The sequence below is a fragment of the Mesorhizobium sp. M7A.F.Ca.CA.001.08.2.1 genome, assembly GCF_003998455.1.
In the GTDB taxonomy this organism is placed as follows: Bacteria; Pseudomonadota; Alphaproteobacteria; order Rhizobiales; family Rhizobiaceae; genus Mesorhizobium; species Mesorhizobium ciceri.
This window is the reverse complement of record NZ_RZPW01000484.1, coordinates 1-4,841: the sequence shown is the minus strand read 5'-3', so window position 1 is coordinate 4,841 and position 4,841 is coordinate 1. Positions and strand designations below refer to the sequence as shown.

Genomic DNA, 4,841 nt, shown 5'->3' with positions numbered 1-4,841 from the left:
GCGTCGGGGAGCAGGTCCGACATCACGCTGGCCAAATTCCAGAAGCGGCGCGAAAAGGCGATCATGGCGGCCGACACGGATGGCGACGGCAAGATCAGCCTGCTGGAATGGGAGGCCTTTCAGGCGAAGCGCAACGTCAAGGGCGACGCCGCCAGATCCTTCGCACGGATCGATTCCAACCATGACGGCTTCATCGATCGCGCCGAACTCGATGCGTTCTTCGCCAAGCGCTTCGCCCGGCTGGACAAGAATGCCGATGGCATTCTGACAGCCGACGAACTGCCGGGCCACAAAACCGCTCCCAAGCAAGAGCAATGACCAAGAGGCAATGACGCGCGATGAACATCGGGAGTGCGCCGACTGATGGCTGCGGATCCGGACGAGGAGCTGGTTCGCCGTGTCGGCGCCGGCGAGCCGGCAGCCGTGCAAACGCTCGTCGCGCGCAAGCTGCCGCGTATCCTGGCGCTTGCCGTGCGCATGCTCGGCGATGCGGCGGAGGCCGAGGATGTCGCGCAGGAAACCTTCGTGCGGATCTGGCGCCATGCCGCGAGCTGGCGGCGCGGCAATGCGCGCTTCGACAGCTGGATCCACCGGGTGACGCTCAACCTTTGCTACGACCGGCTGCGTCGCAGGCGCGAGTGGGTGACCGGCGACCTGCCGGACGTCGCCGATCCTGCGCCGCTTCCCGATGCTCATTCCGAGGAAGAAGCCCATCGGGTCGAACGGGCGCTGCAAGCCATAGCGCCGCGCCAGCGCGAAGCGATCGTTCTGGTCTACTATCAGGGGATGTCCAATATCGAGGCGGCAGCGACACTGCAGATCAGCGTCGATGCCCTGGAAAGCCTGCTCGCGCGCGGCCGGCGGTCGCTGCAAGCGATCCTGGCGGAGGATGGCGCCGATGAGTAAACGCCGGGCAAGCAGCAACGCAGCACGGCCATTGCGCCTTGCTGGTGCCGCCTGGCGCTCGGCGCCGACGGGCAAGGGGGAGACACATGGCTGAAGGGTCCAGGAACGAACCCGCAATGGATGCCAGGCGCTTTGCCGCCTTGGCGCAGGCCTATGGCGGCGACTTGCGGCGATGGCCCGAGGCCGAGCGAATGGCCGGCACGGTCTTTGCCGCAAGCGACGCGGGCGAGGCCATCTTGAGGCAGGCCGGGACACTTGACGCGCTGCTCGACAGCTACCGCGTCGACGCCCCGGACAAGGCACTGCACAGCAGCATTCTGCAGGCTGCCGGCCGGCACATCGTCCAGCGCCGGCGTCAGTGGTTCTGGTGGCTGGGACTTGGACTTGCCGGCATTGGTCTGGCCGGTGCCGTGGCAGGACTGGCCCTGGTGACCATCGTCACGCCGGAGGTCCAGCCGGACCATTATGTGCTGGATACCGATGTAACGGCGTTTGGCGATGCCGGCCCGGATGCCGAGAACGGTGAGGAAAACCTATGAGCCCGCGCTGGATCCGTGGTCTGGTCATTACTTCCGTGGTGCTGAACGTCTTTCTTGCGGGCGCATTCGTCGGCGGCGCGGTCTGGCTGAGAAATGCCAAAGCGGGCGCGGCTGTCTCGCTGGAATCGGCTGGCCGACAGCTTGCCAACCAGGACCGCAAGGCGTTCCGCGAGGCGCTGCGCCAGGTTCGCGTGCAGTCCAGTCAGATCATTCTCGATGGCCAGCAGGCGAGGCAGGAGGCAGCGGACCTGTTGCAGCAGCCTGTCATGGACAAGGCCGCCTTGTCCGCCGCCCTGGAACGGGCACGCAATGCCGATGTGACGGTGCGCAGCCGGCTTGAACAGGCCATTGTCGACTTCGCGGCGAGCACATCGCCTGAAAACCGGAGCGTGCTGGCACAGGCGTTGCTGCGCCATATGGAACGCCGCGCCACCGTTACGCCAAAAAAATCGCCATGACGACCGACGGAAAAGGCCGGAGACGCCGTTTAACGATGCGAAGGGACAAGCCTGCCCTGTGCACCATACAGGACGGCCATCTTCATCGTCGAAAGCACTCGGAGTCCAATTATGAGTCGCCTGAAAAACTATGCAGCAACCGCTATCCTGGCCATCGGTGGAACTGTCGTGACAGCCTCCGCGTCCAGCGCAATGCCCATCGTGTCCGTTGCCAAGCCAGCCACCCCGGCACTGGTCGAGCATGTCCGCTGGGGCTGCGGCATCGGCTGGCACCCTAACAGATGGGGCCGCTGCGTGCCGAACGGCGTCGTCGTCGTGCGCCCGCGCTACCACTACTGGCACGGTCCGGCCTACGTCTGGCATCCGCATCATCACTGGCGCCACTGGCACCATTACTGATCAAAGCACCGCGGGGCCGGGCACCTTTCGGGGCGGCCCCGCGCGAGCGCTGGCGCGCACCGGACAATCCCGACCAGCCGAGTTAAGGTTAAATCCACTATACATTTGTTCTTAGCCCGCAAATAATCGAAGAATTTCCCGAAACTATGCTCAGGCATCTTCGTGGGAAAATCTGTGGTTCAGCTTCAAGGTCTTGGACGGGTGCTCTGCCATCCGCTGACGCTGGCCGTGGTCAGCCTTGCAGGCGTCTTCGCCGCCGGACGGGCCGAGCACGAATGGCTGTCGGTGCCGTTCTCGCTGGCGCTGGTGGCTGCCCTTGCCGGACTTCTGTTCCTGGCTTCGGGGCGCCTTGCCTTTTCCGTCTACCTCGCCTGGATGGGCATTGCCTTCGTCACCGTGGTTTCGGCGATCAAGTTCCGGCTGAAAGGATTTTCGCTGCACTTCTACGACACGGTCTTCGTGTCGAGGGACCCGGAAGTGTATCGTTTCCTGCTCGGCTCCTACCTCCATCTGATCGCGCCGGTCATCATTGCCCTAGGGCTCGGCATCGGGGCGGCGGTGCTTCTGTTCCGGATCGATCGGAAAATTGGCTGGCCGGTGTCGGCACGCGTCCTGGTGATGGCGGCGCTCGTCGTTCTGGTGCCGCTGACCTTTCCGGCCGAGGCCTCGAAGGACCGCTATTTCTACTACATGCAGGGCCGGCACATGTCGGCCTTCTTCGTCTCGCTGCTGGATTTGCACAACCTCGTTGTAGAATCGGGCTTCGAAAAGCGGCTGCAAGCCGTGGCGCCGCAGCCGCCTTTTGCCGACACGGTCGATTGCGGCGACCGGGCTGATCTTCCCGACGTCTTTTTCGTGCTCAGCGAAAGCCAGTCCGATCCCGGCTATTTTCCGCAGGTCGGCAACGGCGCGGGATTCCTGCAGAGATTCGCACCGGGGGCCGGCACGCCGCACCAGATGCAGGTCGAGACGTTTGGCGGCGGCACCTGGATCACCAATCTGTCGCTGATGACCGGCCTGTCGGCCACCGATTTCGGCTGGCGAAGCCCCTATCTGACCATCACCCTGCAGGACAAGGGTCGCCGGAGCCTTGCCGGAGGTGCTGGCGCGCTGCGGATATCGGACTGTCGTGATGACGCCGATGGACTTTTCGTTCGTCAATGAAGGGCCGTTCCTGAAATCGATCGGTTTCGAGACCGTGCTCGACATCAAGGACATCGCCGCGCCCTTCTATCACCTGCGCGACAACTTTTATTACCAGGCGGCCGAGGCATTCATCGCCAGGCACCATAGGGAAGACGGCCGGCCGCTGTTCCTCGAAATCCAGACCATGTTTCCGCACTCACCCTATGAGGGGCGGATGGAGCCCGGGCTGAAGGTCGAGGGCGAGCCTTTCTCGGGCGATTTCCAGGCCAATGAGTATCTGCGCCGGATGGCGGTAGCGCGCGGCGATTTCCAGGATTTCCTCGACAAGAGGCAAGCGGATGCCGGTGAACGCGGCGCCGTGGTGCTCGAATTCGGCGATCACCAGTCGTCGGCGACCAAGCCGTTCGTCGAGGCGATCGCCGGGGACGACGCCTTGGCGACCCCTGGCTCGCTTGCCTATCGCACTTTCTACACGCTCACCACCTTCAACCATCCTTTGCGCCATCCGATGCCTGACCTGGCGCCGCTCGACATCGGCTTCCTCAGCGCGAGCCTGCTCGACGCCGCCGGCCTGCCGATGTCGCCTGTCATGGCCGACCTCGTGCGCCTGCGCGACCATTGCGGCGGCAGGTTTCATGGTTGTCAGGATCGGGCGGAGGTCGATGCGCATCTGCGCCGGCGCGTCGATTCAGGCCTGCTGCATCTGTTCCCGGAAGCGGTGCCGCTGCGTGGGCTGGCGCCGCTCCAATCGGTAGATGCTCGCTAGTTATCTCAGCCGATTTTATCTGGCCCCAGCGTCGCCACGGTCTTCAGCGCACCGTCCAGCATGTCGCCCTTCTCGTCCTTCAGCGCCATTTCGCGCAGGCGGCGGATCCAGTCGGCGGCGTCGGTGCGGCCCTTGACCATGTCGAGCGCGGACAGCACCCGGTCGAATTTCGACTGCGCCCGGACATGGGTGTCGCTATAGCCCTTGATCAGCCGGCGGCAGTTGAGGATTTCGACGGCCAGTGCGTAATCCTGGGGCACATGGTCGAGCGCCAGCGCGTACCAGCCATCGAGATGCGCGATCTCAACCTTGTGGCGCAGCAGGCTGCGGCGCCAGCGGCGCAGGCCACCGATGAACCACAGAGCGGCAAAGCCGGCAAAACTGTCGGTGCGGATGCGGCGGCCATGGTTGATGCGACGGTCGAGAAAGGCGGCGAGCTTCGGCCGGTCCTCGATGTAGCTGCCCAGACCCGCCGGCAGCGTGCCGCAGAACTCCTCGATGCGCGGATGGAAATATTCGGTCACCTGCAGGATCGAGCCATCCTTGACGCCGACCTCGCGGCGCACGCGTTTGTCGCGCGTCGAACGTGTCTTGAGATCGGCGACGCGGATCATGTCGTCGTAGCAC

8 protein-coding genes are annotated in these 4,841 nt (G+C 64.3%); 7 read left to right on the top strand and 1 reads right to left on the bottom strand.

The features are described 5' to 3' along the window. The 7 genes from EN914_RS24345 to EN914_RS39330 all read left to right on the top strand — a co-directional run. The coding region (locus EN914_RS24345) for an EF-hand domain-containing protein (protein WP_127389318.1) at window positions 1-318 on the top strand (318 nt) is incomplete at its 5' end. A 45-nt stretch (window positions 319-363) separates the two neighbouring features. Continuing rightward, a complete protein-coding gene (locus EN914_RS24340) occupies window positions 364-906 on the top strand; it encodes an RNA polymerase sigma factor (RefSeq protein WP_024503412.1) in 543 nt (180 codons plus the stop codon). An 86-nt stretch (window positions 907-992) separates the two neighbouring features. Then, on the top strand, window positions 993-1,445 hold the full coding sequence (locus EN914_RS24335; RefSeq protein ID WP_024503411.1) for a hypothetical protein: 453 nt from the start codon (window positions 993-995) through the stop codon (window positions 1,443-1,445). Beyond that, complete coding sequence (locus EN914_RS24330) at window positions 1,442-1,903, top strand: periplasmic heavy metal sensor (RefSeq protein ID WP_024503410.1); 462 nt, start codon at window positions 1,442-1,444, stop codon at window positions 1,901-1,903. Before EN914_RS24335 ends, EN914_RS24330 begins: the two co-directional genes overlap by 4 nt. A 111-nt stretch (window positions 1,904-2,014) precedes the next feature. Then, entirely contained in the window at window positions 2,015-2,302 is a 288-nt protein-coding gene (locus tag EN914_RS24325; protein ID WP_024503409.1) for a GCG_CRPN prefix-to-repeats domain-containing protein, read from the top strand. 174 nt (window positions 2,303-2,476) lie between these two features. Beyond that, the gene (locus EN914_RS39335; RefSeq protein ID WP_245265331.1) at window positions 2,477-3,466 is read left to right on the top strand and encodes a hypothetical protein; all 990 of its coding nucleotides are present in this window, start codon (window positions 2,477-2,479) and stop codon (window positions 3,464-3,466) included. Beyond that, window positions 3,435-4,214, top strand: coding sequence for a hypothetical protein (locus EN914_RS39330; RefSeq protein ID WP_245265330.1), 780 nt, complete (start codon window positions 3,435-3,437; stop codon window positions 4,212-4,214). Before EN914_RS39335 ends, EN914_RS39330 begins: the two co-directional genes overlap by 32 nt. A gap of 5 nt (window positions 4,215-4,219) precedes the next feature. Here EN914_RS39330 and EN914_RS24315 read toward each other — a convergent pair. Beyond that, window positions 4,220-4,841: DUF6537 domain-containing protein (locus EN914_RS24315; protein ID WP_348631935.1), on the bottom strand; the 622-nt coding region annotated here is incomplete at its 5' end.